Genomic DNA, 26847 nt, shown 5'->3' on the forward strand with positions numbered 1-26847 from the left:
TAAGCAACAGAAAAAGGCCGGGCTACGACGCGCCCGGCCTCTCTCGTTGTCAACCTTTACCGGTCGTTGCCCGTCCCAGTCGTCAGGGGCTGGCCGCGCTCGTCCACCAGCGTCACGCGGGTGTAGGTGCCCGGCACGCGAATGATGGTGTAGGGGCTCGTAATGACCTGCGTGGTCAGGCTGCCTTCGGCGGGTGCCCCCACACGCACGGTCACGGTCAGGGTGCCAGTGTTGGCGCTGACGCCCGTCACGCGAACGCTATAGCCGCCTGTGGCCCGCTGGCCCAGGAAGATGCCCACAACGGTGTTGCCACTCAGGGCGCTGGTGACGGCGGCCGGGACGCTGCTCAGCCCAGCCTGAGCATACAGAGAGGCGACCGCAGCGGCGCCGGAAGCCACCTGAGCCCCTGCAGTTGTGACGCGGGCCTGCGTACCACTGGTCAGTTCGGTAAAGGTCAAGCGGGTGCCTCCTGGGGTGGTGGGCGTTGGGGTAGACGGGGTGCCGCCCGTCGGCAGGGCCGTGACCGCGACGTTGGGCAGAATGTAGAGCCCAGTGCGCAGGTATTCCGAGGGCGCCGGCTCGACGGTCAGGGGCGCGTCGGGAAGGCTGGTGCTGCTCAGGACGGCCACCGCCAGATTGCCCTGGCCCAGCAATTCGCTTCCCAGCGCCCGCGCCTCCTCGGGGGTGAGCGAGCCGGCACCCGTCAGCCCTTCCACGGGCGTCCCTGAAACCGTACCCTGCACGCCACTGAGTTTCAGCCAGGTCCGGCCATCGGTGTAATACACCGCGCTCAGGCTGGCGCCAGGCTGAGGCGTGACCGAAAACAGGCCGCTGGGCGCGCGGGTCACGCTCAGCTTCTGGGCGGTCACTGTGGTGGGCAGGCGGTAGGTGGCCTGGCCATTGACACTGAGGGTGCCGGGCAGGGCCAGGCCGCCACTGGCCTGGGCGCGCAGGTCAGCGGTCACGCCGCCCAGTTTGACGCTGGTCTGGGCGCCGCCCTGCGGTGCACCGTAGACCCAGACGACCCGCTCCTGGGTGCCACCGTACAGCAGCGCCTCGTGAACCCGGAGATTGCTGGGGCCGGACATGGTGCAGGCGCTCAGGCCAGCGGTGAGCAGGAGGAAAGGCACAACCTTTGTCTTCATGGTGCCCAGCTTAAGAACTGCGCCTGATGAGGGCCTGAACCGCACCTTGACGAAATGCAGAGGCTAGGGCAAAAGAGGGATGGGAGACCTGTTTCGCCTAACTCTCACCGCGAATCCTAGAGCGACTGAGGGAAAGGCCGTCAATCACCTTGAGGCGAATGCAGTGAGTCTCTGCACCAGAGAGCAGCGGCAGTGGAACCCTCGGGCGCCTTTAGAGTGGAACTGGCCGCCACTTCAGAAAGAAATAGGCCTGGGAGCGGCACGACGATCAAGACGCCACTGCCTTTATTGATTCTTCCCCGCCGCTCTTACAGAGTCTCGACCTGTTGCGCGCCCAGAAACGTCCGGTAGCGTTCGAGTTCGCGGGTCAGGCCCCGGACAAACGTGGCGGTGCGGCGCACACCGGGGACCAGCCCCACCTCGGCCTGCAGGGTCTCGCCCTTGACCTGAAGATTGGCCCAGCCCACCGCCCGCTCGGCTTGAAAGACGGGCAAGGCGTAGTACCCCATGACCCGCTTGGGCGCGGGCGTGTATGCCTCGAAACGGTAGGTCCAGCCCTGCAGATGGGTAAAGCGCCGCCGGTCCCACACCAACGGGTCAAACGGGCCCACAATCCGCACGCCGCTGGGCGCCGGACCGTCCAGTGACAGGCCCGCAGGCCAGACATACCGCACGCCGTCTATCTGCCCGCGGCCCAGGTCTTCTTTCACAGCCTGACGAAAGGCCCCCTTAAGCGCACCGTGCAAGTGCGGGAAGCCGAAATGCGACAGGTTGACCAGATAGCTCAGGCTGGCTTCGGGCAGGGGACCATACAGGGCAGCCAGCAGCTGCACGGCCCCGTGCAGGCGCTCGGATTCTGGGAGGGGTGAATGCCGCAGAGCCGCCAGATGAGGCGCGGGACCGTACACCCGGACCCCACCGTCACGGCGCACCACCCGGACCTCACCCTGACGGTGCAGGGTCTCCAGGGCGCGGGTGGTCGCACTGGACTGGCCGCCCCAGGCATTCACCGTGGCCCCCTGGCCCAGGCGCGCGGCGACCTCGCGCGGGTGCCATTCGGTCTGTTCCTCACCAGCCAGCACCAGGGCCCGGACCTCTTCAACCAGCCCTGGGTGCGCCTGCATGACGCGGGTCACGACTTCACGCGGGTGCAACAGCGCCTGCAACCGCCGGGGCATGAACCCGTAGTTGGGCAGCATATCTTCTTCGATATCCAGGGTGGGATACAGCCGTTCCAGGTCACCCGCACGGTAGCCCGGCACACGCGCCATCAGCGTCAGGTCCTGGGCACGCGCGGGCGCCCGGATAGGGTCGGCCTGCACGAAGCCCATGTGGTTTAGCGCGGTCTGCACGTCCGGCTGCGGCGCCAGCGTGGCCAGCGCAGCGGCCCGCAGCGTGGCCAGGGTGGGGGTCATGCGGGGCAGCGTAGCAAACATAGAGGCGGTGGGCAGGACGTAGAAAAAAGAAGAGGCCGGGCACTTGGCCCAGCCTCCTTGTGTGGAGCGGTTTGCCCAGCAGGGGCGCCCGCCCACAGTGTGGGGGAGGTGTCACGCCTGGCCCTCCCCCAGCCCTTCTTACTTGATGGTCCCGTTCAGGCCATTGGGGTAGAAGCCGCCCTTGCTGGCGCCGGGGGCCAGGTAGACGATATTCAGGACCTCGCGGGTGGTACGGGGGTAAGCCACGCCGTTGCGGTCCGCCGGGGCGAACACAGCCATGCCAGCGGCGTCCGTCAGACCAGCGTCTTTCATGCCGCCCACCTTGCCGCGCAGGCTGCTGATGGCCTGCACGACCTGACCCACGTACAGCCCGGCCGCCGCCGTCACCTGACGCTGCTGATACAGCATGGTGCGGATGGCGCCGCCGTGGTAAGCCTCCACCGCCAGAATGCCGGCCGCCGCTTGCAGGTACGCCGGATTGGTGATCAGGGTGGCCGCGCCGTTGTAGGCCGTGACCCCCACATCCTCAAAAATAAAGGCGCCGTGCAGGAAGAACAGGTCGTTCAGGTAAGGGTTGAAGCCGGTGATCTTGCCGCCCGACGCTGCGTTTCCGGCGGCCCGGAAAGCCCCGTTGAGGTCCAGCACCGGGCGGGGGGCGGCTGCCTTGCCCAGCGCGCCGTGCAGGAACTTCACATGCTGCAACTCGTCCTCGGCAATGTCGCGGGCCAGCGCCTGCACATTGGCGTCCTTAAACTGCATGCCGCGGTCCTGATCCAGCCCTGTCGGGAGCAGGATGTTGGCGCCGCCGCCGATGGCGCGCAGTTCCTTGATCCGGCCCACAGCCGCCAGGTAGAAGGCCGCTTCCAGATATTCGAGGTTCAGGGCGAAGTTCAGCACGTCGGCGTCAATATTCTTGGCGGGCGCGGCGACGGCGGCCCCACCCAGCCCCAGCGCGGCGGTCCCCAGGCCCACTTTGCCCAGCAGGCCCAGCGCAGCGCGGCGGTTCAGAGCAGAATCGGGGACAGGCAGCATTTGGTCAGACATGAGAACTCCTTGAGACAGAGGCACCCCTGAACGCTGCCGGCGTGGCAGGTCCACTGTGGGGCCAAGAGGTCGGGAAACAGGGCCTCACCACGCCGGAGCGGGGTGGGCGGCTTGACATCAGGCTGTATGCAGCCGGGTGCCAAGTGGATTGCCGGTGATGCAATTCTAAAGTTCAGGTGAAGAGAAGCGGCCCACCCTTACCAGCCTGGGTAGAGTGAAGGGCATGACAGCCCCGACCCTCTTTGAGCGCATCATTGCCCGCGACTTGCCCAGCGAGATTGTCTACGAGGACGAGCGGTACATCGCCATCTGCGACATTGCCCCCAAGGCGCCCATTCATCTGCTGGTCATCCCGAAAAAGGTCACAGCCCGCCTGGACGACATCACCGACACGGCCGAACTGGGCGACCTGTGGCAAACCGCTATCAAGGTGGCGCGGCAACACGCGCAGGATTACCGCCTGGTCGTGAATTGCGGCGAGGGCGGCGGCCAGGTGGTCTTCCATACCCATATTCATGTGCTGGCCGGCTGGGACGGCGCCCCGGAGAGCGACACCTGATGACTCTGCCTTTTGACGCTGTGCTGTTTGACCTGGACGGTGTGCTGGTGGACACCGAGGCGCTGATTGGTACCCTGTGGGCCGATATTTTTGCTGGACAGGGCCTGAATCTCAGCGCCCCGGACATCACGCGCCTGACTTCTGGACAGCGCTTCGAGGGCGTTTTGAAAGCCCTGGAAGAGGGGCGGGGCTGGAAGGCCCCCGAAGATTTTCTGCCGCTGCTGAACAGCCGCTTTGACGCCGCCTTTGACCATGTGCCGCCGCTTGAGGGCGCCGCTGACACCTTGCAGGCACTGGAGGCGGCTGGCGTGCCCTTTGCCGTTGCCAGCAACAGCGAGCGCCACCGCCTGCAGCTGAAACTACGCGGCGCAGGACTGGACGAGGTGCTGGCCGGGCGGGCCTACGACCCCGCACATGTGGGCGGGCGGGGTAAACCGCAGCCAGAACTGTACCTGTACGCCGCCGGGCAACTGGGCGCCCACCCCAGCCGCTGCCTGGTCATTGAGGACAGCGTGCCAGGCGCGGCTGCGGGCCTGGCAGCGGGCATGACCGTCTGGGGTCTGCTGGCCGGCGGCCATATTCTGCCGGAGGACGAGGCGCGGCTGCGCGAGCTGGGCGTGGCACGCCTGCTGCATTCGCACCAGGACCTGCGTGCAGCATTGGGCCTGAGCCCGGTAGAAGCACAGAGGTAACCTGGCCGGCGGCCTCCCCTCTGGCCTGCCACTTGACTTCAAAGTCTACATATGTTGTTTATAGGACATGCCTCCTCGTCCTTACAGCAGTCCGCCCACGCGCGCCGTCCTGGCCGCCCTGCAAGCCCAGTATCCCGCCCACACCTACGGCTACGACCTGAGCAAGGCCACAGGGCTGAAAAGTGGCACCCTCTACCCCCTCCTCCAGCGCCTGCACGAGCAAGGTTATCTGGACGCCGAGTGGCAGGACTCGCCCCATCCGGGCAAGCCGCCGCGCCACATCTACCGCCTGACGGCGAGGGGGCTGGACCTGGCCCGCGAACGCCAGAACGAAGTCGCCCGACCGACCCGCGTTACTAAAGCCAAAGGAGCGCTGACATGACCCCTGAGGACTGGAAAGCTGGGATGACCAATGAGGCGGACAGTGTGAATGACGCCGCGTGGTCGCAGGACACCGTGCGGGCGGCGCGGCACCTGCGGCCCCGAACCCTGTGGCGGGATTTTGTGGCCACCAGCGGCGCCGTGATTGGCCTGGCTCTGCCACTGGCGGCGGGTCTGTGGTTCCTGCCGGGCCACCCCAGCAGTGAGCAAGTGGCCTGGTTCAACCTGAACGCCGTGGTGTTCACCCTGGTGGCCGGGGCCATTGTGGGGGCAGGCCAGGTCCGTTGGCGCATGGCTCTGGCTGCGTTCGCGCTGTTTCCGCTGTGGTTCTGGCTGCTGCTGGCCTGTGCCCAGACCTTCCTTAGCTGGACGGGCGCCGCCCTGAGCCTCAGCAGCACCCTGCTGCTTGGCCCTGGGGTGCCGCTGCTCGCCTGGCTGGGCGGCGCTTCCTGGCGCCTGGCCCGCCCTGCGCACCGGAGGCTTACATGACCCCCGACGAATGGACAGCCGGCATGGAGAACGAGGCGGCAAGTGTTGGGGACCCCAGGTGGTCGCAGGAAACACGGCAGGCCGCGCGGCTACGGCCACGACCACTGGTTCAGCAGGTGCTGGTCTACGGCAGCTTCCTTGTTGCCCTGGGCTTTCTCAACACGCTCCTGATGGACAGCGCCCTGCGGTTTTCCGTACTTCAGCAGCACAACACCCTGGGCAGATGGGCCATAAACACCCTGCATTACCCTGGCCTCATTGACCTGACGCATCTGCTGCTGCCAGCACTCTTCGTAGCGGCGCTGGCCACATTACGGTTTAGCCCCTTGACCCTGCTGACCATGAGCGCTTTGTCCTTCTTGCCCATGGAGGGCGGAGCCTGGCTGTATGCCCAGACACATGATCCTCTCTCCTACCAGACGCAAAGTGGAATAGAGCGGATCAATCTGGTGAGCTACACCGGGATAACAGCCCCCGCTTTCATCCTCTGGAACACGGCACTCATTGGCCTGGCCGCGTACTTGGGCCGGGGCTTTCGCCTGATGCTCACCCGGAGAGCACCGTGACTCACTACGACTGGAAGGCCGACATGAAGAACGAGGCCGCGAACGCAGTAAACCACGAACCACACGCCTGAATGCGCCTTTCGTGCACCACCGATCTCTTCTGCAAGCAGCGCCGGCCTTCGCCTTCCTGAGCAGTGGCCTGGCACAAGGACGGCAGTTAGTCTGGGCCACCCACGCGCCCGACCAGCTGTAGAGAGGAATGCTGAGCGGAGGACTGACTTTCGGAGGCGTCAACAGGGATATGGGTGAGGACACCTCTGCTTCAGACCCAGCAAGCTGTCACCTGGCTGGGGACCGACGACCTGAGGGCAATCACGATTCTGCCTGTGCTGGCAGTGTGACCACATCTTTGCGTTTTCTGCTGCGTGCGCCTTGACCGCACAAAATCCAAGGGCCGCCTGATGTTCCCAGGCGGCCCGCACTGCTGTCTTCAGCTTTACGCCAGCGGTAACTCAATCATGCCGCCGGGGCCTTCCTTGTCCTTGCCTTCCATACGGGCGGTCACGGCCAGGCCGGTAGGCGTCTGGGCCAGGCCACCGTCGGCCGTCTCACGCAGGGCGACAGGCATCATGCGGCCCACCGAGGCCATCGCGCCAATGACTTCATCAGGGGGAATAAAGGATTCCAGCTGCGCCAGAGCCAGTTGCGCGGCACTGACAGCATGCACAGCAAAAAAGGCGTTGCGGCTCACGCAGGGCACCTCCACGTACCCCCCCACGGGGTCGCACACCAGGCCAATGGTGTTCATCAGGGCCAGGCTGGCCGCGTGCACAGCCGCGCGGGGCGTGCCGCCCAGCAGCTCCACGACAGCGGCGGCGGCCATCGCAGCGCTGGAGCCGATTTCAGCCTGGCAGCCGCCCGCCGCGCCCGAAATAAACATGCGCTTGCTGATGGCCTTGCCAATTCCCGCCGCCAGAATCATGGGGTCTACCAGACGCTCATCGGGCAGCCCCAGATGGTCGGCCACGCCAATCAGGGCGCCGGGAATAGTGCCCGCGCTGCCCGCCGTGGGCGCGGCCACGATACGCCCCATGCGGGCGTTTTCTTCGTTCACGGCCATGGCATACGCCTGCACGCGCTTGAGTAGAGGCGCATTTAGGGCGTCAGGGGCGTCCCACAGGCCCTTGGCGTTCCAGCCTACCATGCCGGTGATGCTCTTGGCGTCGCTCTCAAGGCCGCGCTCGATGCTGGCGCGCATCTCGCGGATACGGCGCAGCATCTCGGCGCGGATGTCGTCGGGGTTCAGGCCGGTTTCTTGACAGTCCTGGGCCAGCACCCACGCAGAGGCGGGAGCGGGGGCGTTCATCAGGTCATTCAGGGTCGTCATGGAGGGGTCCTCGGGATAGAAAGGGCGTGAACAACGGGCCTTTCATGGTACGCGCCGCCCTCTGTGGCCGAATCAGGAACAGATGAAAACGTCCATACGCTTTGGACACTAGAGGCTGAAGGTCACCCGTCCTGGGCGGCCCGCAGCAACTCGCCGCCCCGCACCATCTCGACCAGTTTCAGGAGGTCGGGGCGGTAATAGCGGTCACTGGTCATGTTGGGAATCTGCGCGCGGATGTGTTCCCAGGCGGCCTGGACCCCACGCCCGGCACGCAACTGCTGGAAGTCCAGCGCCTGCGCCGCACACATCAGCTCGATGGCCACCACGTTCTGCACGTTTTCCAGAATCTGCCGCAGTTGCCGCGCGCCGTGGGCGCCCATCGACACGTGGTCTTCCTGGTTGGCACTGGTGGGAATGGTGTCCACGCTGGCGGGGTGGGCCAGCACCTTGTTCTCGCTGACCAGGGCGGCGGCCGTGTACTGGGCGATCATGAAGCCGCTGTTCAGCCCGCCCTGGGGCGTCAGGAAGCCCGGCAGCCCCGACAGCGCCGGATTGAGCAGCTGCTCGCAGCGCCGCTCGGAGATGCTGCCCAGTTCGGCCACCGCCACCTTCAGGGCGTCGGCGGTCACCGCCAGCGGCTGCCCATGGAAGTTGCCCCCTGAGACCACCTCGCCCGTGTCTGGGAAGATCAGCGGGTTGTCGGTGACTGACGCCAGTTCGGTGTCCAGCACGCGCCCAGCCTGCTCCAGAGCGTCCAGACTGGCCCCATGAACCTGCGGCGCGGCGCGCAGCGAGTAGGCGTCCTGCACCTTGCCGTCCCCCACCAGATGCGACGGCGCAATCTGCGAGTCGCGCAGGAAAGCACGCAGCTCAGCGGCCACCGCCACCGCGCCGGGGTGCGGGCGCAGGCCCACCACATCGGCCTGAAAGGGGCGGTGAGAACCGTACATGGCTTCCACCGTCATGGCGGCGGCCAGGTTGGCGGTGCCCAGCAGGGTGCGGGCATCCGCCAGGGCCAGCGCCAGCAGGCTGCCCATAAGTTGCGTGCCGTTAATCAGGGCCAGACCCTCTTTGGCCTGAAGCTGGAGGGGGCTCAGGTTCAGTTCGGCCAGCACCTCGCCACTCGGGCGCATCTGCCCCCTCAACTCCACCTCGCCCATCCCAATGAGCGCCAGCGCCAGGTGGGCCAGCGGCGCCAGGTCGCCCGACGCGCCCACGCTGCCCTGCGCGGGGATGACCGGGTGCGCCCCAGCATTCAAGAGGGCCAGCAGTAATTCGACGACCTCGGGCCGCACACCAGAGTGGCCCAGCGCCAGCGACTGCGCCCGCAGCAGGATCATGCCGCGCACGACCTCGGTGGGCAGCGAGTCACCCACGCCAATGGCGTGCGACATGATGAGGTTGTGCTGGAGCTGTTCGAGCCCCTCGCGCGGCACCTGCACGCTGGCAAACTTGCCAAAGCCGGTGTTGACACCATAGACCGGCTGGTCGCCGTCCACGATGCGCTCGATGACCGCGCGGGCACGCTGAATGCGCTCGCGAGCGGCGGGAGCGAGCTGCACCTGTTCGCCGCCACGGACGACAGCAAGAAAATGGTCGAGGGTCAGGTGTTGATCGAGAATCATGGGGAACCTCATCCTTCAGAGCGCCAACGAAACGTCTTTTGCAAGCGCTAGAGAGTTCTTCAGGAAATGAGCGGCTTCTCTACGCCAGTCATCAGGGAGTTCGGAGAGAGCCGCAGCGCCAGATAGCTTTTCCAAAGCCAGCTTCATTTCCGATTCGGTTAAATCGTGCTCAAAAGTCTGGAGAGCAGCCTGAGCGTTCAGATATTGGCGGCCATATCCCGCGCATCATCAGGTCGTTGATTGCCGCAGGGAGACAACCATTGCGTTCGTCATAACCATTGAAAGCCTCTACGTTCGAAGAAAGCTCACTCCAGTACAGAAGGCCGCCCTGTTCCATCAACTGACTTCCTCAGCGCCTTTGAGACCACTCTCAGACACGGCGCCCGCTCACCCACACATCCCGCACGGGATTCCCGCCCAGCACGTATGGCAGCTCGCGCCAGTCGGCGCTGTGCAGGGCCAGGAAGTTGGCGTCGTGTCCAGGGGCCAGGGCGCCCACGTCGTTCAAGCCCAGGGCGGCGGCGGCGTTGACGGTGCAGGCGGTCAGGGACTCAGCAGGGGTCAGGCGGCACAGGCGCACCGCCAGGGCCAGCGCAAATTGTGTGCTGAACAGGGGCGAAGACCCCGGATTCAGGTCAGTGCCGACTGCCACGGCGGCGCCTGCATCTATCAGGGCGCGGCCCGGCGCAGCGGGGAGGCCCAGGTGCAGCGTCACGCCGGGCAGGATGGTCGCCACGGTGGTTGACCCCGCCAGCGCCGCAATCTGCGCCGGGCCACTGGCCTCCAGGTGGTCCACGCTGAGCGCGCCCAGCTCGCAGGCCAGCTCGGTGCCGCCGATGGCGTGGAACTGGTCGGCGTGGAGTTTAATGTCCAGGCCGTGCGCTTTGGCGGCCATCAGGATGGCGCGCGTTTCCTGAATCGTAAAGGCTTCGCGCTCGCAAAAGACATCCACGGCGGAAGCGACTCCCTTTTTCGCAACCGCAGGAATGAGGTCGTGGCAAACGGCCTCAACGTATTCGGAACGGCCCTCGGTGGGCGGGACGTGGATAAGGAGGGTTGGTATCAGCCCAAATTCCGCCTGAAGCTGGTGAACAGCTTCCAGCATCCGAATCTCAGCGGCGAAATCCAGCCCATACCCGCTTTTGACCTCAATGGTCGTCGCGCCCGAAGCACGGAGCGCCTGAAGACGGGGGCGGGCCAGCCGCACCAGCTCCTCCACCGTGGCCGCCCCTGTGGCCCGCATGGAGCTGCGAATGCCGCCGCCCCTCGCCAGAATTTCCTCGTAGGGCACCCCTTGCACGCGCGCTTCAAAGTCGGCCAGGCGGTCACCGGCCCAGACCGCGTGGGTGTGGGGGTCCACTAGACCCGGCACGACGGCTACACCCCCCAGATCGTGTTCAGCCCCAGTGGCAGGCGCTTCAGAACGTGGCCCCACCCAGCGAATCACCCCACCCGAAACCAGCAGCGCGGCGTCAGGAATGACCGTCAGCTCGCGCATGGCCGCACCGCGCTGCACGCCAGGCAGGGGCGTCACCAGCTGCGAGATGTTGGTGAACAGCGTCCCCGTCACGCGAACACCTCGCACAGCGTTTCCATGAGCAGGCGGGCAGACAGCAGTTCGCTGCGGCCACTGGGGTCAAGGTTCGGGGCTAGTTCGACAAGGTCTAGCCCCACCACTGTGTTTTGCCGTGCGGTGGCCGCCAGCAGGCCCATCGCCTGCGTATAAGTGAGGCCGTCCGGCTCAGGGCTAGAGGTGCCGGGCAAGACAGCTGGGTCAAAGGCGTCGGCGTCCACGCTGATATACACGTTCTGCCCGGTCGGCAGGCGGTCCAGCACGCCCTGAAGATTCGCCTGAACCTCTGTCATGGGGATCAGGGTGTGGCCGCGTGCGCGCGCCGCCGCCACCGCCTCGGGGTCAAAGCGCAGGCCGCGCAGGCCGATGGTCGTGATGTGAACGAGGTTCGGCAGCACTTCGCACGCCCGGCGAAAAGGGCTGGAATTGCTAAAGCGGGTGTCGTTGCGGGTATCCGTGAAGTCCAGATGGGCGTCTAGTTGAACGACATGCAGGGCTTCCATGTCCTCAAAGGCCCGCAGCAGCGGAAAAGACACGCTGTGGTCGCCACCCAGAAAGACAGGCAGGCGGCAGCGGGCCCGCACCAGCCGCGCCGCTTCGGTGATGCGGTCGCGCGCCAGTTCGGGTTCCAGACTGGGCAGAATCACGTCGCCCGCATCGGCGAAGGTGACCCCGGCCAGACGGGTCACGCCGTCCAGGCCGGTCAACGGCGGCACCGACCTCAGGCTGGCTTCCCGCAGCGCACGCGGCGCAAAGCGCGCGCCGGGCCGGAACCCCAGGGCAATGTCAAAAGGAATCCCCAGGGCGGCCACGTCGGCGTGCCAGTCGCCCTGCGGCTCAACGAGGGGCGCCCGAGCAAAGGTGGGAATGCCGCCGTAAGGCAGGTGGGCAGGGGCGGTCATCGGCAAAACCTCTCGCCGTCTGTGGGCCGGTAATCCAGGACAAACGTGCCCGCTGGGCTGAGGGTGGGCAGCCGAAGCCGCGTGACCCGCACGCCATCTTCTTCAAAAAGAAACTCCGCGACGCAGGCGTACCGGGCGGTGGCGTCCAGCACGTCGCCGCGCGCGCCAGTCCATAGGCGAACCCCGCCCGCCGTGTTCCAGAGCCGCAGAGTTGTCGGGCCGGCCCCCAGCAGATAGCGGCTGTCCGGTGTCCACTTCAGGATGTTGACGTCACTTTTGGGAAGGTCCAGCACTGAGCCGTCTGGACGAACCAGTTGCGCCGCCGCCGTATGGTCCTTGGCAAAGACGGCGTCGCGGAGGAACAGCAGCGCGACAAAGCGGCCGTTGGGCGCGGCGCGCTTGAGGTCCAGCGACCAGGTAATCCACCCGGCATCGGGGTGAGGGGCAGCGGGCGGGGCCGCCACTTGAACGCGCACGCCAGTCGAGAGCACCACCGGATAGACCGGTGGCTGGGGCGCCGGCAGGTCGGTTTCGGTCTGCGCTTTCCCGCCGCTCAGCGTGAGCAGCAGGGCTGTGAGCAGAACCGGCCGAAACAGGCCTTTCATTCCGGGTTCCCAATCCCCAGGCTGGGCAGGTCCAGGCCGCGCTCGCGCGCCACATCCAGCGCCAAGTCATAACCCGCGTCGGCGTGGCGCAGCACCCCCATGCCGGGGTCATTGGTCAGGCAGCGCGAGAGGCGGCGCGCGGCGTCGTCGGTGCCGTCAGCCACCGCGACCAGACCGCTGTGCTGCGAGAAGCCCAGGCCCACGCCGCCGCCGTGGTGAAAGCTCATCCAGGCGGCGCCGGACGCAATGCCCACCCCGAAGTTCAGCAGCGGCCAGTCAGAAATCGCGTCGCTGCCGTCTTTCATGGCCTCGGTCTCGCGGTAGGGGCTGGCCACACTGCCGGCGTCCAGGTGGTCGCGGCCAATCACGACAGGGGCCTTGAGGCGGCCATCGGCCACCATCTCGTTGAACAGCAGCGCCGCCCGGTCACGCTCCTTGTATCCCAGCCAGCAGATGCGGGCCGGCAGGCCCTGGAAAGCAATCTGGTCGGCGGCGTAGGTCAGCCAGGCCTGCAGGCGCTCGTCTTTGGGGAACAGCTCCAGCAGGGCCCTATCCGTCGCGCGAATATCCTCGGGGTCGCCAGACAGCGCCACCCAGCGGAACGGCCCACGCCCCTCGCAGAACGAATCGCGGATAAAGGCAGGCACAAAGCCGGGATAGTCGAAGGCGTCCTCTACACCGGCTTCCAGCGCCCGCTGGCGCAGGTTGTTGCCGTAATCGAACGCCACCGCGCCCCGTCGCTGCAACTCCAGAATGGCGCGCACATGCGTGGCCATCGCCTCGTAGGCCCGGCGGCGGTACGCCTCAGGCTGCTCGGCGCGCAGGTGGCCCGCATCCTCGTCGGCGGCCACGGGCGGGAGGTAGCCCCACATGGGGTCGTGGGCGCTGGTCTGGTCGGTTACCAGATCGGGCGTCCAGTTCAGGGCCACAAGCTGCGGCACCAGTTCAGCGGCGTTGCCGAGCAGCCCAATCGAGCGGGCCACCCCCTCGGCCTTGTAGCGCCCGGCCTTCTCAATGGCGTCTTCCAGGCTGTCAGCCACCTCATCCAGATACCGGGTGTCCAGCCGCTTCTGGATGCGGGTGGGGTCCACTTCAATGGTGATGCTCACGCCGCCGGCCAGCTTGACCGCCAGCGGCTGCGCGCCGCCCATGCCGCCCAGGCCAGCCGTGAGGGTCACCGTGCCTTTCAGGCTGCCGCCGAAGTGCTTCCTGGCCGCCGACGCAAAGGTCTCGTAGGTGCCCTGCAAGATGCCCTGGGTGCCGATGTAAATCCAGCTGCCGGCCGTCATCTGGCCGTACATAGTCAGGCCCGCCTGGTCCAGCCGGTCAAACGTCTCCCAGTTGGCCCAGTGCGGCACAAGGTTGGAATTGGCCAGCAGCACGCGCGGCGCCCATTCATGGGTTTTCAGGACCGCCACCGGCTTGCCCGACTGAATCAGCAGGGTCTCGTCATTCTCCAGCCGGTCAAGGGTCTCGACAATCTTGTGAAACGCGGGCCAGTTGCGCGCCGCCTTGCCCCGGCCGCCGTACACCACCAGGGCGTCAGGGTGTTCGGCCACCTCGGGGTCAAGGTTGTTCATCAGCATGCGCTTGGCGGCTTCTTGCAGCCAGCCTTTGGCCGTTTTGTGTGAACCGCGCGGCGCGCGGATGACGGGGGCAGGGTCGGCGGTCTGGGTCATGGCAACTCCTGGGCACAGCAAGCTTGAGGTGGCTGCATCTTCTGCCTTTGGGGGGCGTGGAGCAAGCTCGTTTTCCGGATAAGGCGGAAATCCTAACGTCATTCAATCTGCTATCCTGAATGAGTGAGTGCTCATTCAGACAAAGAAAAGGGGAAACCTCGTGCTGCCCCTCGCCCACCAGCCGACCCAGAACGGCGCGCCGCCATCCTGACAGCGGCGCAGAACTCCTTTGCGCAGAAAGGCTTTCACCGCACCACCATGCGGGAGGTCGCGCGGCAGGCTGGGCTGGCCGAGGGCACCCTCTACAACCACTTTGAAAACAAGGACGCCCTGCTGCTGGGGCTGTTTCAGGCACTGGGCGAACAGACCCGCGCGGACCTGACCCTCCCCACAGACGCGCCGCCACGACAGGCCCTGAAAGCAGTGCTGGCCGCGCCACTGCGGGCGCTGGCCCAGGACAACTTTGCGCTGTTCCGGGTGGTGGTTTCAGAAGCGCTGGTGAGGCCTGAACTGGGCCAGCGGTTCGCGGCGCTGCTGTTCGAACAGGCACCGCCAGAATTGGGAGGCACCCCTCCCCTCCCGGCACTGCCGACCCTGCAAGCCTTGATGACTGGCCTGGCGCTGCACCAGGCCCTGCGGCACGCCGACCCCACACCTGACCCGGACGCCCTAGCCGATGCCTGGAGCGAACAGGTGCTGGCCTTGCTGCTCCCCGAACCGCAAGAGGCGTCCTGATACGGATTCCGTCTGTTTCGTTTACAAATCGGAACAGAACCGATTTGCAAACTCCACGCCTGGAACCCGTTTTGCTCCTTCTCGCTCCGCTCGGATTGAATCGTTTTTGCAAACGATTCAATCGGAGTCCGTATGAGATGTACCACCGAACCCTGACGCCGGGCGCCCCGAGTCCTGCCCTCACGCTGGCCGCCGCCCTGCCCGATTGGAGGAACAGCAGATGAAACTGACCATTTTTGCCCTGGGGTCTCAAGGGGACGTGCAGCCGTACCTGGCGCTGGGCGCGGGGCTTCAGCGGGCTGGTCACACCGTGCGCGTGGCCCTGCCCGAGAATTTTCAGGCTCAGGCCACCGCAGTCGGCCTGGACACCCTGCCCATGCACGGCAACGTGCAGGCCCTGATGGACCAGCCCGAATTGCGCGCCCTGCTGGCCAGGGGGGACATGCTGGCCATCAACCGCTACACCTCTGCGGCGGCGCGCGCCGCTGCGCCTCTGTGGGCCGAGCAGGGGCTTCAGGCAGCCCAGGGCGCTGACTTGCTGGTCACCGGCCTGGGCACCCTGGCCCACAGCGTGGGTGAGAAACTAGGCGTGCCTGTGCTAGAGGCGCCGGTGGTCCCGCTGACCCCCACCCGCGACTTTCCAGCAGTGCTGTTGCCGCCGGGAACACCCTGGCTGGGCCCCTGGGCCAACCGGCTCACGCACCGCCTGGTGCGCCAGATGATGACGCGGCAGGGCAGCCCCGCCCTGACCCGGCGCATCCTAGGACTGCCGCGCACGCCGCGCCGTTCAGGGCATTTTCTGGCGGCGCCCACCCTGTATGGCATTAGCCCGTCGGTCCTGCCGCGCCCGAGCGACTGGCCCCAGCGGGTTCAGCTGACCGGCTACTGGTTTCTGCCCGAGGGTGCCTGGGCGCCGCCGCCGGGGCTGGAGGCCTTTGTGCAGGCTGGCCCGCCACCCGTGTCTATCGGCTTTGGCAGCATGGGCCTGCGCGACCCCCATCAGACCACGCAGCTTGTGCTGGAGGCCCTGGACTGCAGCCAGCAGCGCGCGGTCCTGCTGAGCGGCTGGGGCGGCCTGGGGGACCAGACGCTCCCCGATCACGTGTTTGCCGCGCCGCCCCTGCCCCACAGCTGGCTGTTCCCGCGCGTGGCCGCCGCTGTACACCACGGGGGTGCGGGCACCACCGCCGCCAGCTTACGCGCAGGCGTGCCGACCCTGGTGGCGCCGTTTTTTGGCGACCAGCCGTTCTGGGGCCAGCGGGTGCAGGCCCTCGGCGCTGGCCCCGCCCCACTGCCCCAGCGCACCCTCAGCGCCGCAGGACTGGCGGCGGCCCTACGCGAGCTTGCGGGCAACCCTGGCTTCACAGCCCGCGCCGCCCAGCTAGGGCAGCAGATACGCCACGAAGATGGTGTGGGCGAAGCAACCCGCCAGATAGAGGCTTACGGCACCGAATTGGGCCGTGGCTAAGGATTGCCGGAGACTTCTGGCCAGGGGCAAGCGGCATAGACGGCTTCAATGCCTGACCCATGCTGCGACGAGCTTCCTGGGTAGAACGACCTCCGCTGCCCACCGCTCTGCTCTTGTATTGGCCGTGGAACAGCCTCACCAGGCTGCTTGAAGGCAACCGCACATCTCCACAAGCCGCTGGCATCAGCGCCGTCGGAGATCAAACCCAGAGGATCGCCGGAGCCTGGATGGGGTGCTTTGATGATGCCCTGACCGTCGGCCCACAGCGCTGCTCTGTTTGAGGCCAGCACCTAGCGCAATTTTCAATTCCCAGGACGCCGACACAGCTCCCCAGATCTTCAGAACCCACCACTAGCGCCTTAACCCAGTCTAAAGTTGCGCCTCAACTTATTTTTAGGTTAACCTAAAAATATGAAGCCTCCAGCCCATTTCCGTTCTCATTCTTGGCGGCTGGCGTGGCTGCCGCTGGCACTGGCGGCCTGCACCGCGCCGGCCCCTGAAACCCACGCGACCCTGGTGCGCGACCTGCAACCCGCTGCCCTGAACGGCCGCCCCCTGAAGGTCACGACCACCGCCAACATCGTGGGCGACCTGGCGCGCGTGATAGGCGCAGAGCGCGTGCAGGTGACCGACCTGATGGGCCCAGGCGTGGACCCTCACCTGTTTAAAGCCAGCGCCCGCGATGTCCGGACCTTGCAAGGCGCCGACCTCGTGCTGTACGGCGGCCTTCACCTAGAAGGCAAGATGGTCGAGCTGCTGGAAAAAAACCGCAAGGCCACAGCCGTGACCCAGAACGTCCCCAAAGAACGCCTGCTTTATCCGCAGGGCGGGTTTGGCGGGGTGGAGGGGCTGGCCGACCCGCATGTGTGGTTTGACGTGGACCTCTGGAAGACGGCTGCCGAGACGACCCGCGACGCCCTGAGCGCCGCCGACCCGGCGGGTCAGGAACGCTACGCCCAGAACGCCGCTGCCTACCTGACACAACTGGACGCCCTGGACCGCGAGGTGGCCGCCCTGATGAACCGGGTGCCCAAAGAGCAGCGGGTGCTGGTGACGGCCCACGACGCCTTCGGCTATTTCGGGAAGCGCTACGGCGTTGAAGTGCGGGGCGTGCAGGGGGTCTCGACGGCGTCCGAAGCTGGCACCCGCAACGTGCAGGAACTGGCGCAGTTTGTGGCCAGCCGCCGTATTCCCGCGCTGTTCGTGGAGAGCAGCGTGCCGCAGCGCACCGTGCAGGCCGTCATTTCGGCGGTTCGGGCCCAGGGCCAGACGGTGCAGATAGGCGGCCAGCTGTTCAGTGACGCCCTGGGCAGCGCAGGCACCCCCGAGGCCACCTATCTGGGCATGGTGCGCCACAACGTTCAGACCATCAGCAGCGCGCTGGCGCCACGCGCGCAGGAGCAAACCCCATGACGACCCCCGCAGAGCCTCTGTCCATCCGTGACCTGACCGTCGCCTATCACGAAAAACCCGTCCTGTGGGACGTCGACGTGACTTTTCCTGCCGCGCGGCTGTGCGCCATCGTGGGACCCAACGGAGCGGGCAAAAGCACCCTGCTCAAGTCGGCGCTGGGGCTGCTGCCCGCCGCATCTGGCACCGTGCGCTTTTTCGGGCAGCCGCTGGGAGCCGTGCGGCGGCGCGTGGCGTATGTGCCGCAGCGCACCAGCGTGGACTGGGACTTTCCCACTGACGCGCTGGACGTCGTGCAGATGGGCCTCTACGGCCGCCTGGGCTGGTTTCGCCGCCCCGGACGCCCGGAGCGCGAAGCGGCGCTGGCGGCCCTTGACCGCGTCGGTATGGCCGAGATGGCCGGGCGGCAGATTGCCCAGCTCTCGGGCGGGCAGCAGCAGCGGGTGTTTCTGGCGCGCGCCCTGGCCCAGGACGCCGACGTGTACCTGATGGACGAGCCGTTTGCCGGCGTGGACGCCACCACCGAGCGGGCCATTCTGGACGTGATGCAGTCTTTGCAAGACGCCGGGCGCACCGTGATCGTGGTTCACCACGACCTTGACACCGTGCGCGACTACTTTAACCACCTGACCCTGCTGAACGTGGAACTGGTGGCCAGCGGGCCCATGAGCGAGGTCTTTACCCCAGGCAACCTGCGGCGCACCTACGGCGCCAAGACCCAGTTTCTGCGGGAGGTCGGATGAATCTCCCGGACCTGCTGACCGACTACACCCTGCGCAACGTCGCGCTGGGCAGCGCCCTGCTGGGGGTGACGGGCGGCGTGATCGGCGCCTTTACCATGCTGCGCCGCCAGAGCCTCCTGGGGGATGCCCTGGCGCACGCCGCGCTGCCGGGGGTGTGCCTGGCCTTCCTGCTGACCGGCAGCAAGGCGCCGCTGTGGCTGCTGCTGGGCGGCGGCCTGAGCGGCTGGCTGGGCGCGCTGGCGGTGCTGGGCGTCCTGAAATACACCCGGCTGAGCGAGGACGCGGCGCTGGGCACGGTGCTGTCGGGCTTTTTCGGCTTTGGTATCACGCTGCTGACCCTGATTGCGGGCAGCGGCGACGCCAACCAGGCGGGCCTGGACAAGTTTCTGTTCGGGCAGGCGGCGACCATTGTGGCCGGGGACGTGGCGGTCATGGCGGTGATGGCGGCGCTGGGGCTGGGGCTGGTGGCGCTGCTGTTCAAGGAATTCAAGCTGCTGACCTTTGATCCCACCTACGCCCACACGCTGGGCTTTCCCACCGGGCGCCTGGGCACGCTGCTGACCTCGCTGGCGGTGGTGGCCGTCATGATTGGCCTGCAGACGGTGGGCGTGGTGCTGATGGCCGCCATGCTGATTGCCCCGGCGGCGGCGGCGCGGCAGTGGACCGACGACTTGCGGCGCCTGCTGCTCCTCAGCGGCGGGTTTGGCGCGCTCTCGGGCGTGCTGGGCGCCCTGATCTCGGCCACCCAGGCCAACCTCCCCACAGGGCCAGTCATCATTCTGGTCGCCAGTGGGGTGCTGCTGGTCTCAGTGTTCTTTGCGCCCCGGCGCGGGCTGCTGTGGGCCAAGTTCGCCTCGCGGCGGCGCGGCCGCGTGCTGCGTGAAGCAATGGTGCGTGGGGTGCGCCCATGATCGCCGCCGACCTGATTATTGTCCTGACTGCCGCACTGGTCGCCGTGGCCGGCAGTCTGCTGGGGGTCTTTCTGGTGCTGCGGCGCCAGAGCATGCTCAGTGACGCCATCAGCCACGCGGTGCTGCCCGGCATCGTGGGTGCGTTCTGGTTGTCGGGCGGCACGGCCACGGTGCCGGCCCTGCTGGGCGCCGCCGCGATGGGTCTGCTGACCGTGTTCAGCGTGGAACTGCTGGAACGCAGCGGCCGGGTCAAGGTGGACGCCGCCATCGGCGTGGTGTTTCCGCTGCTGTTCTCGGTGGGGGTCATCCTGGTTTCCCTGTTCTTCCGGGATGTGCACCTGGATATGGACGCCGTGCTGTACGGCGAGATTGCCTACGCGCCCCTGAACACGGTGCTGCTCGCCGGCCGCGAGGTGCCCGAGTCCCTGCTCCTCATGGGCACCCTGGCACTGCTGAATCTGGCGTTCGTGGCCCTGTTTTATAAGGAACTCAAGCTGAGTACCTTTGACGCCGGGCTGGCCGGCACCCTGGGCTTTCTGCCCGCCGCGCTGCACTACGGCCTGATGACCCTGCTGTCCTTTACCACGGTCGGCGCCTTTCAGTCGGTGGGCGCGGTGCTGATTGTGGCGTTCGTGATTATTCCGCCCGCCAGCGCGTACCTGTTGACCCGCCGCCTGAGCGTCATGCTGGGCCTGAGTCTGCTGCTGGGCGTTGGTGCCAGCGCCGCCGGCTACGGCCTGGCGCTATGGCTGGACACCTCGATTGCCGGGATGATTGCCACGGTGCTAGGGGCCGCCTTCGCCCTGTGCGTGGTGTTCTCGCCGATGGGCGGCGTGGTGCCCACCCTGACCCGCCGCGTTCGCCAGCGTCAGGCGTTTACCGCACGCCTGCTGCTGACCGCCCTGCACGGCTTTGACCAGGCCCCCACCCCCGGCGACCTGGCCACGCGCCTGGACTGGGACGCCGCGCGGGTGGATACGGCGCTGGCTTATGCCCAGGGTCAAGGCTGGGTGCAGGGACAGGGCAGCGGCTATGCCCTAACCCCCACCGGGCAGACCCTGACAGGCCGACCGGGGTAACAACGAACGCCATCACCCGCTGCCTGAAGGACTGACCCTCAGGCGGCGGGCTGCGTTTGGATGGCCAGGTAACCGTTCACCTTGGCCCTCATCACTGAGGCACCATCCTAGGCAATCTGGGAGAGGCCACTCCTGCCCCGGACCCTTCAAAAGCCAGATCGCAACTGGGACAACGCCGTCCCGTTGGCTGGCGACTCTTTTCCTGTTGAGAGGAGGCCGTTGGGGGTGTTGACCGAAGTTGTGGCGCCGAATGGTGGCGCCTGTTCGGCCCGGTGGCCAGGTGAGGTGGCACCGCCACGACGGCCCGAGACGCAACCAGATGCCAGCGGCCCAGACGCGGCCAATCACGGTGGCCGGGAGAGCCTGGGCGTCGCGCTACATCAGTCGGCACAAGGCACAACCAACAGACCGGAGTAGCACGCTCAGAGGGCAAAACATCCCATCATGCGCCCATCATCCCCGGCTCTTTACGCTCTGCCTATCAACGGACGCGCCGCCTTGCAGGTGACGCCGCCGAAGATGCCACCGCTGCCGCTGGCTTTGAACGGGGCCACGAGAAAGTCTGTCCAGCAAGAGGAACCAAGCTCGGGCCGGTGGCGAGCCAGAGCGGCTCAAAGCCCTGCGCCCTCACACCCCAGCCACACATCTCCAAGGAGACCCCACATGCCTACCCTGACCCGCTTGACCCTCGCCCTGTTGCTGCTTTCGCCCGTCATCCCCGCGTTGTCCACACATGCCACCGCCCAGAGCCAGGCCCGCTCGGCACCGGCCAAGGCGCGTCCTTTCCACATGACTGGCGTGGTCAAAAACTCGATGGGCGTGCCGCTCAAGGGCGTGCGGGTCGGCGCCGACAACACGGTCATTGGAGGCTCGGAGGTCTGGACCACCACCGACGCCCAGGGCCGCTACGACCTCGACCTGTCGAAAATGCCCATTCTGAACTCGTGGACGGCCGCCGCGCACCTTGTGGTGAACTACGGCGGCGGGCAACACACGCTCTATCCCGAGCCGGACAATTCGGCTGCTTTTCTGGGCCGGGACGGCGCCATTCGTAATTTCACGCTCAAGATTACGGGGCAGTCACCAGGCGGCGGCTATTACGGCGCGCGCTTCTACGCGCAACTTGGCCTGTCGGAGGCCGGAGAGATGCCCGAGTACGGCGACGTCGAGCTGACCTTGACGCCTGCAGGGCCGATGATTGACGGCTCCAAAGGCCAGACCATCAAGCTCCGTCAAAACCAGCTCCCCTTTGAAGTGCCGCAGGGCCGCTACCGGGTAACGGCGCGCTCCATCTCCGGCAAGGGCCCCATCTGGCTCAAGGCGCGGGGCGGCTCTTACGGACCCGAGGCGGTCGTCAACATGGAATACACGGCCGGCACGGGGATGACGCTCTCGGTTGATATGGTCCACCCCCGCCGTTAAGGTTGGGCCTCTAGTGAAAGGGGCTCCTCACGGGTTGCACCCTTGTAGAGTCCCACTCCAACGCCTTGGCTAAAAGAGAACTGTGCCAACGTGGCGTTCTGGGCACTGCTGATCTGTAACGTCCAGAAACTGGAAAAGCGCCTGCTTATTCTGGACCCAGACCGCCGTTCTCTTCAGACCTCACCGTTGTGGCTAACAGTTCCATCAGCGGCGGCTTCTGTTGTCTCCCGACCGAAACCGGACCCTGTCGGCCCCCCGCTGATCTGAAGACCAGTCAGCACTCTGCATCCGAGCAGGTCACGTCCTCCACAACATTGCGAGGAAACAGGCGAGACCCACATGAGGCTACGCATTACGCCCGAAGTCTCTACAGTTTCATCATGGCTCTGACGGTGCGTTCAGCTCGACCCACTGAGGCGTTGTCGTTACTTGCGCGTTTGTACGGCCTCAGCGACGAGGAAGTCCAGCCTGTCGTTGAGAGCCTGCTCTACCTCTGTGTCGCAGAAGACCACGGGGAAAGTCTGGGTGTCCTCGGCCTACGGCACCCGACAAATTGTGGCGCTGAAGTCATGGGGGGCAGTCTCCCAGGATCAGACCGGCACAGCGTCTCTCTGGCCTTGCTTCAGCATGCCCTGGAACGACAACCTCAGCTCGTGGCCTACGGTGAAGAGGACTTTTTCTCGGCCGATACGTTACACGCTGCTGGGTTCAGGGTTATCAGCGCCTATACAAAAGCGAGCGGTCCTCTGCCCACCAAGCAAGTGGCGGTTCCAGATGGCTACCGTCTCGTCCCTCTGTCTGAGGTCCACGACGGCCATGATCGTTACCGTGCCCAACAGGCATATATGGACCAGCCTGGGCACACGGTCACCACGACGGCCGATGTCGTTCCCAACGTTCATGGCTCTGATGACCGCCTTGGCTTTCTTGCTTACGACGCGGCGGGCCAACCGGCCGGTGTGGTGCGGGCCTGGTTGGACAAAGGCGAACTCTCGGTCGGGAACCCTGGGGTTCATCTCGCGCACCGAATGACAGGGCTGCGCCAGAGTCTCTTACTGGCCGCCTGCGGCGCAGCACGTCAACGAGGCGCGACACGACTGGTCATGGAGTCTTGGGGCGAGACAGCGGAAGACCGCACGGCCGATGAGCAGCTTGGCCTGCAGCTCGAAACCTCTACCCCCATCTATGGCTCTTTGCATGTGGACCGCATGGCCATGGCCCAACAGGAAGGTGGCCCGATCCTCAGTGACCACACGGCCTGACAGCGGCTACCAGTTCCATTGAGGGGCCAACAACGCCACTCAACTTGTGGCTTACGGACACCCACTGTGTTCGCCTCAGCGTGGTTGAGGCTCATCACTCTCAACTACGTTGAGTTCCGCTGTGAGGTAGTGCAGCAGTCACCAGGATGAGACCGACGGATGAAGCAACAGATCTTGAAGATCATCCAGTCACACTTGGAACACGGACACTTTTTCTTCCACTGTGCGGCGAGCACGTGGCCCGAAACGCAGGCCCGGATGACTACGGTGGGCACACCACACATGCCACCGCTGAGTATGGGCCAGGCCCATCTCTTCAAAGTTGAAGCCTGAGTTTTTAAGGTTGAGTGCAGGTGTTCAGGCGCTGTCCACCCTGACCCTCTAGAGTGAGGGCTGTGCCGCGAACCCTCCGCACCGTGGACAGCGCCGTGGCGCTGCTGGAGCTGTTTGACGCCGACCACACCGAATGGCGTCTGAGCGACCTGGCCCGGCATCTGGGCCAGCCTACCTCTACCGTTCACGAAGCGCTGGGCACCCTGGCCGCCAGCGGTCTGCTGACCCGCGTGGGGCGGGGGCGCTACCAGCTGGGGTGGCGGCTGCTCAAGCTGTCCAGCGCCCTGTACGGCAGCCTGCCCTGGTATGCACCGGCCCACGCCGCCATGGAGCGGGTGGCGCGGGCGACGCATCTGCTGGCCTTTTTATGCGTGCAAGACGGCAGCCGCGTGCTGTGCATCGCGCGCAGTGTGCAGGGCCGTGACGGCCCCCCCGTGGCCGGTGAACTGGACTTTGAACTCCCAGGCCACGCCACGGCCAGCGGCAAGCTCCTGCTGGCCCTCAGCCGCCAGCCTTTGCCGTCACCCGCCCTGCCTTTCACCCCTCAGACGGTCCAGACCCCGGCCACCTGGGCCGCGCAGGCCGCCGTCATCCGGGCGGCCGGGTACGCCCAGACCGCCGATGAGTGGGCGCCGGGCACCGCCAGTCTGGCCGTGCCCGTGCGCGGCGCAGACGGCGCGGTGCTGTGTGCGCTGGGCGTCAGCCTGCCCACCAGTCGGCTTCAGGGACGTGAAACCCTGCTGCGGACCCTGTGCGCCGCCGCCGAAGAAGTCAGCTGGGCACTGGGCTTTCGGCCCCGGCTGGCAGCAGGCTCTGGGCCTGGGCCGGGGGCAGCGGCCGGGCCAGCAGAAACCCCTGAACGTGGTCACACCCCAGACCCGTAAGCAGGCGGCGCTGGGTCTCGTCCTCGACTCCCTCAACGGTCACGGTCATCTCCAGACTGTGGGCCAGCTGAATCATGGCGGTCAGTAGGGCCGTGACGCGCTGGCTGGCCGAGGTGGTCAGGTGACTGGTAAACGAGCGGTCAATCTTGAGCTGGTCAAAGGGGAGCGCCTGCAACACGCTGAGGCTGGAATACCCGGTGCCAAAGTCGTCAATGGCAATCTGCACGCCCAGCGCCTTGAGGTCCTGAATATGGTTCTGGGCCAGCGTCAGGTCACGCATCACCAGGCTTTCGGTGAGTTCCAGCACCAGCGCCTCGGGCTGCAGGCCCGCCGCTTCCAGCGCGGCCTGCACGTCCTGCACAAAGGAAGGCTGCTCGAACTGCATGGGCGACACATTGACCGACATCGCCAGGCCCCGCTCGGCAAACTGCCAGCGGACCGCCTGGGTGCATGCCTCGCGCAGCACCCACGCCCCGATAGGCAGGATGGCGCGCGAGTCCTCGGCCATCGGAATAAAGACCACGGGGGGCACCAGGCCGCGCTCGGGGTGTTCCCAGCGGATCAGGGCCTCAAAGCCCACCAGGCCGGGGCCGCTGGGGGTCACGCCGTGCAGGGCAAAGCGGCCCTGGTAGTGCAGGCGCAGTTCGCCGCGCTCGTGGGCGCCGCGCAGGTCGCGCTCCAGCTGGCGGCGCTCGGCGGGTTCACCCATCTCGGCTTCAAAGTGCAGCACCTGATTGCCGCCCGTGTGCTTGACCCGGTACATGGCCAGGTCGGCGTGCTGCTGAAGGGCCTCAGCGTCCTGACCATCGGTGGGGGCCACCGCGCAGCCCACCGAGGCGGTGATTTGCACCATCTGGCCAGCAATCCGGAAGGGCTCGGCCAGCACCCCCAGCAGCTTGGCCGCCACCGCGCGGGCGTCGGGCACCGCCGAGACCCGGCGCAGCAGCACCGTGAACTCGTCGCCGCCGATACGCCCCACGAGGTCGGTGGCGCGCACCACGCTTCTTAAGCGCCGGGCCACCTCCTGCAGCAGCTGGTCGCCCGCGTGGTGGCCCAGCGTGTCGTTGACCTGCTTGAACTTATCCAGGTCAATAAAAATCAGGCCCAGATGTTCGCCGCCCTGCAGCGAATCGAGCGCCTGCTGGGTGCTGTGTCCAAAGTGGGCGCGGTTGGCCACGCCAGTCAGGGGGTCGTGGGTGGCGCGGTGCAGCAGCACCTGCTGGGTTTCTTGCAGGGCCGTATTGGCCTGGGCCAGTTCCACGTTGCGCAGCCGCTCGATTTCGGCTTCCCGCTGCAGCAGTTCCAGGCGAATCTGGGCGGTGAGCAGCTGAGAGCGGCTCTCGACCTCGCGCGCATGAATCTGACGTTCCAGGTCGAAGTGGGCCCGCGTGTACCCCAGGGCCACCTCATGGTCGCCCAGACGCTCGTGAAGTTCGGCCAGCAGGCGCAGGGCCTCGGTTTCCAGCGGGCGGCTGCCCTTGGCCCGGCTGAGGGTCAGGCCGCGTTCCAGCAGCGGCCGGGCCTCGGCCAGTTGCCCCAGGTGCAAGAAGGCGTTCCCCACCGCCAGCTTCATCTCGCAGATGTTCTCGTGATCCTGCTGGCGCCGGGCCTCTTCCAGGCCCACCTGCGCGGCCGCCAGCGCCTCATGGGGCCGGCCCAGGGCCAGCAGCGCCCGCACGACGTTGCGCTGAATCGTGCCCTGCCAGCGCGGCGGACAGTGGGCGCGAATGAGGGGCATATGTTCTTCGGCCAGCGCCAGTACCGTCTCGTATTCACCCAGCTGGGTGCGCACATCAATCATGTATGTCATGGCGGCCCCCAGAAAGGGCGGCGTCAGCTGCTGGGCAATGCCCAGGGCCTCTTCCAGAGATTCCAGCGCCTGCTGCAAGTTGCCGGTATCGGTGTACAGGCTGGCTAGGTTGTTCAGCGCCCGGAAACGGTTGGCGTCGTCGCCCATCTGCTGGGCCAGGCGCAGGGTCTGAAGAAAATAGTCAAACGCGCGGTCGTACTCGCCCAGCCGGTGATGCGCCAGCGCCAGGCCATTCATCAGGCGGCATTCGACCTCGGGGGCCTGGGCACTGCGCGCCCACATCAGGCCTTCTGAGGCCAGGCGGATGGTCTCGCGCGGTTCGCCCAGATAAAAGGCGCAGCCGCTGAGCAGCACCAGCGCAAACGCCTGCGCCCAGGGGTCACTGGCCTGCTGCGCCTCACCCAGCAGCCTGACCAGTTCGGCGCGGGCGGCTTCTGGCCGGCGGTACATGCCGTCTTCCATGGCCCGCAGCTGGTCGCGCAGGCTTGGGGCAGGCAGGACGTGGGCAGTTGAAGTCGGCATGGGGTCAGGGACGCGCCGCACACGACCACTGCTGTGTACAGAGCGTTGCCCGGCAGAATAGACAGCCCCCTACCACAGAAACGTCACACGCTGAAGGAGAAGCGGACCTGAAGAAACCTTGACCTTCGAACGTGAAAAAGAACTGCCTGAGCGGCAACAACGCCCGGGCAATAGAAAGAAAATGAAGTTACTTTTGTGCTTCAAGGAGAGTGGCCTTGCCGCTCTCCTCAGCGCAGTGGCCTGGC

Annotated in this window: 24 protein-coding genes; 14 read left to right on the plus strand and 10 right to left on the minus strand. The window is 66.3% G+C overall.

Going from position 1 to position 26847, the window contains the following annotated elements:
- Nucleotides 1–56: 56 nt before the first annotated feature.
- The 3 genes from GO986_RS04150 to GO986_RS04160 all read right to left on the minus strand — a co-directional run bounded on the left by GO986_RS04150 (nt 57) and on the right by GO986_RS04160 (nt 3625).
- On the minus strand, nt 57–1145 hold the full coding sequence (locus GO986_RS04150; RefSeq protein ID WP_157458024.1) for a protease complex subunit PrcB family protein: 1089 nt from the start codon (nt 1143–1145) through the stop codon (nt 57–59).
- 308 nt (nt 1146–1453) lie between these two features.
- The gene (locus tag GO986_RS04155) at nt 1454–2560 is read right to left on the minus strand and encodes a DNA glycosylase AlkZ-like family protein (RefSeq protein ID WP_157458025.1); all 1107 of its coding nucleotides are present in this window, start codon (nt 2558–2560) and stop codon (nt 1454–1456) included.
- Between the two features lie 159 nt (nt 2561–2719).
- Nucleotides 2720–3625, minus strand: a complete 906-nt coding sequence (locus tag GO986_RS04160) for a ferritin-like domain-containing protein (RefSeq protein WP_157458026.1) — start codon at nt 3623–3625, stop codon at nt 2720–2722.
- 223 nt (nt 3626–3848) lie between these two features.
- Here GO986_RS04160 and GO986_RS04165 point away from each other — a divergent pair, with 223 nt between their 5' ends.
- From GO986_RS04165 to GO986_RS04185, 5 genes are all read left to right on the plus strand, one after another.
- Nucleotides 3849–4184, plus strand: coding sequence for a histidine triad nucleotide-binding protein (locus GO986_RS04165; protein WP_157458027.1), 336 nt, complete (start codon nt 3849–3851; stop codon nt 4182–4184).
- A complete protein-coding gene (locus GO986_RS04170) occupies nt 4184–4876 on the plus strand; it encodes an HAD family hydrolase (protein WP_157458028.1) in 693 nt (230 codons plus the stop codon). The genes GO986_RS04165 and GO986_RS04170 overlap by 1 nt, the downstream gene beginning before the upstream one ends.
- Nucleotides 4877–4943: 67 nt before the next feature.
- Nucleotides 4944–5258, plus strand: a complete 315-nt coding sequence (locus GO986_RS04175) for a PadR family transcriptional regulator (RefSeq protein ID WP_157458029.1) — start codon at nt 4944–4946, stop codon at nt 5256–5258.
- Complete coding sequence (locus tag GO986_RS04180) at nt 5255–5746, plus strand: hypothetical protein (RefSeq protein ID WP_157458030.1); 492 nt, start codon at nt 5255–5257, stop codon at nt 5744–5746. The genes GO986_RS04175 and GO986_RS04180 overlap by 4 nt, the downstream gene beginning before the upstream one ends.
- The gene (locus GO986_RS04185) at nt 5743–6312 is read left to right on the plus strand and encodes a hypothetical protein (protein WP_157458031.1); all 570 of its coding nucleotides are present in this window, start codon (nt 5743–5745) and stop codon (nt 6310–6312) included. Before GO986_RS04180 ends, GO986_RS04185 begins: the two co-directional genes overlap by 4 nt.
- A gap of 436 nt (nt 6313–6748) precedes the next feature.
- Here the strand turns inward: GO986_RS04185 and sdaAA are convergent, their stop codons facing one another.
- From sdaAA to hutU, 6 genes are all read right to left on the minus strand, one after another.
- Complete coding sequence (gene sdaAA, locus GO986_RS04190; RefSeq protein WP_157458032.1) at nt 6749–7639, minus strand: L-serine ammonia-lyase, iron-sulfur-dependent, subunit alpha; 891 nt, start codon at nt 7637–7639, stop codon at nt 6749–6751.
- 122 nt (nt 7640–7761) lie between these two features.
- The gene (gene hutH, locus GO986_RS04195) at nt 7762–9264 is read right to left on the minus strand and encodes a histidine ammonia-lyase (protein ID WP_157458033.1); all 1503 of its coding nucleotides are present in this window, start codon (nt 9262–9264) and stop codon (nt 7762–7764) included.
- Between the two features lie 370 nt (nt 9265–9634).
- Nucleotides 9635–10834 (minus strand): imidazolonepropionase, encoded by a 1200-nt coding sequence (gene hutI / locus GO986_RS04200; RefSeq protein WP_369409133.1) that lies wholly within the window; start codon nt 10832–10834, stop codon nt 9635–9637.
- Nucleotides 10831–11739, minus strand: a complete 909-nt coding sequence (locus GO986_RS04205; RefSeq protein ID WP_157458034.1) for an agmatinase — start codon at nt 11737–11739, stop codon at nt 10831–10833. Before GO986_RS04205 ends, hutI begins: the two co-directional genes overlap by 4 nt.
- Entirely contained in the window at nt 11736–12344 is a 609-nt protein-coding gene (locus GO986_RS04210) for a hypothetical protein (protein WP_157458035.1), read from the minus strand. The genes GO986_RS04205 and GO986_RS04210 overlap by 4 nt, the downstream gene beginning before the upstream one ends.
- The gene (hutU, locus tag GO986_RS04215) at nt 12341–14023 is read right to left on the minus strand and encodes a urocanate hydratase (protein WP_157458036.1); all 1683 of its coding nucleotides are present in this window, start codon (nt 14021–14023) and stop codon (nt 12341–12343) included. Before hutU ends, GO986_RS04210 begins: the two co-directional genes overlap by 4 nt.
- Nucleotides 14024–14146: 123 nt before the next feature.
- Here hutU and GO986_RS04220 point away from each other — a divergent pair, with 123 nt between their 5' ends.
- The 9 genes from GO986_RS04220 (at nt 14147) to GO986_RS04260 (ending at nt 24270) form a co-directional block, all read left to right on the plus strand.
- Complete coding sequence (locus GO986_RS04220) at nt 14147–14758, plus strand: TetR/AcrR family transcriptional regulator (protein ID WP_157458037.1); 612 nt, start codon at nt 14147–14149, stop codon at nt 14756–14758.
- 220 nt (nt 14759–14978) lie between these two features.
- Complete coding sequence (locus tag GO986_RS04225) at nt 14979–16226, plus strand: glycosyltransferase (RefSeq protein ID WP_157458038.1); 1248 nt, start codon at nt 14979–14981, stop codon at nt 16224–16226.
- Nucleotides 16227–16637: 411 nt separating this feature from the next.
- Nucleotides 16638–17639 (plus strand): metal ABC transporter solute-binding protein, Zn/Mn family, encoded by a 1002-nt coding sequence (locus tag GO986_RS04230; RefSeq protein ID WP_157458039.1) that lies wholly within the window; start codon nt 16638–16640, stop codon nt 17637–17639.
- Nucleotides 17636–18379, plus strand: a complete 744-nt coding sequence (locus tag GO986_RS04235; protein ID WP_157458040.1) for a metal ABC transporter ATP-binding protein — start codon at nt 17636–17638, stop codon at nt 18377–18379. The genes GO986_RS04230 and GO986_RS04235 overlap by 4 nt, the downstream gene beginning before the upstream one ends.
- Complete coding sequence (locus GO986_RS04240; protein WP_157458041.1) at nt 18376–19290, plus strand: metal ABC transporter permease; 915 nt, start codon at nt 18376–18378, stop codon at nt 19288–19290. Before GO986_RS04235 ends, GO986_RS04240 begins: the two co-directional genes overlap by 4 nt.
- On the plus strand, nt 19287–20369 hold the full coding sequence (locus GO986_RS04245) for a metal ABC transporter permease (RefSeq protein ID WP_157458042.1): 1083 nt from the start codon (nt 19287–19289) through the stop codon (nt 20367–20369). Before GO986_RS04240 ends, GO986_RS04245 begins: the two co-directional genes overlap by 4 nt.
- A 663-nt stretch (nt 20370–21032) precedes the next feature.
- Entirely contained in the window at nt 21033–21791 is a 759-nt protein-coding gene (locus GO986_RS04250) for a carboxypeptidase regulatory-like domain-containing protein (RefSeq protein ID WP_157458043.1), read from the plus strand.
- Between the two features lie 380 nt (nt 21792–22171).
- The gene (locus GO986_RS04255; protein WP_198170394.1) at nt 22172–23053 is read left to right on the plus strand and encodes a hypothetical protein; all 882 of its coding nucleotides are present in this window, start codon (nt 22172–22174) and stop codon (nt 23051–23053) included.
- Nucleotides 23054–23448: 395 nt separating this feature from the next.
- Nucleotides 23449–24270 (plus strand): IclR family transcriptional regulator, encoded by an 822-nt coding sequence (locus GO986_RS04260; RefSeq protein ID WP_369409134.1) that lies wholly within the window; start codon nt 23449–23451, stop codon nt 24268–24270.
- Here the strand turns inward: GO986_RS04260 and GO986_RS04265 are convergent.
- Entirely contained in the window at nt 24158–26623 is a 2466-nt protein-coding gene (locus GO986_RS04265; protein WP_157458044.1) for an EAL domain-containing protein, read from the minus strand. The two genes, GO986_RS04260 and GO986_RS04265, sit on opposite strands and share 113 nt — an antisense overlap.
- Nucleotides 26624–26847 lie beyond the last annotated feature (224 nt).

The organism is Deinococcus arboris, assembly GCF_009755355.1.
GTDB lineage: Bacteria > Deinococcota > Deinococci > Deinococcales > Deinococcaceae > Deinococcus > Deinococcus betulae.